Source organism: Prevotella sp. P2-180, assembly GCF_002251435.1.
Taxonomy (GTDB): domain Bacteria; phylum Bacteroidota; class Bacteroidia; order Bacteroidales; family Bacteroidaceae; genus Prevotella.
This window is the reverse complement of the sequence record NZ_NPJI01000111.1, coordinates 1-705: the sequence shown is the minus strand read 5'-3', so window position 1 is coordinate 705 and position 705 is coordinate 1. Positions and strand designations below refer to the sequence as shown.

Annotated in this window: 2 tRNA genes and 2 rRNA genes; all 4 read left to right on the top strand. The window is 51.1% G+C overall.

Features of this window, described 5'->3' with window-relative positions:
- Positions 1 to 88: ribosomal RNA gene (locus CIK98_RS16585) — 16S ribosomal RNA — on the top strand; the annotation flags it as partial.
- Between the two features lie 128 nt (positions 89 to 216).
- A tRNA-Ile gene (locus CIK98_RS16580) sits at positions 217 to 290 on the top strand.
- Positions 291 to 350: 60 nt separating this feature from the next.
- Positions 351 to 424 (top strand) — tRNA-Ala (locus CIK98_RS16575).
- 145 nt (positions 425 to 569) lie between these two features.
- A 23S ribosomal RNA gene (locus CIK98_RS16570) occupies positions 570 to 705 on the top strand; the annotation flags it as partial.

The window sequence follows — 705 nt, the reverse complement described above, 5'->3', positions numbered from 1 at the left end:
CGAGGGTCGGCCTAGGGTGAAACCGGTGATTGGGGCTAAGTCGTAACAAGGTAGCCGTACCGGAAGGTGCGGCTGGAACACCTCCTTTCTGGAGGGGCGCCTTAGAGGAGTCGGAAGGACCTTTTTTTTGGTTCGTTTCCTTCTTGTACTAGCAAACTCTGTCTTAGGGAATAAAAGGAAGCTGAGCTTGGCTCGCAAGACTTAAACCACCTAAACAGTCCTATAGCTCAGTTGGTTAGAGCGCCACACTGATAATGTGGAGGTCGGCAGTTCAAGTCTGCCTGGGACTACACATCGACCGAAAGGTCAATGTGCCCAAGGCAGTTCAAGTCTGCCTGGGACTACCTTACGGGGGATTAGCTCAGTTGGCTAGAGCGCTTGCATGGCATGCAAGAGGTCATCGGTTCGAGCCCGATATTCTCCACTGTTTCCTTTAATAAGAGGAAAAGAGATCTTTGACATATTGACACACGAAACTGTAGAGTGAAACTCAAGAACGAGGTGTTCCCGCTTTTTGCGGGACACAGCTGAAAGTATGAGATTCCGCCGTTATTTCGGCGGCATCTACCAAGAAAGTAAATAAGGGCGCATGGCGGATGCCTTGGCTCATGGAGGCGATGAAGGACGTGATAAGCTGCGATAAGCCGCGGTTAGGAGCAAATATCCCTTGACCCGCGGATTTCCGAATGGGACAACCCGTCAGCA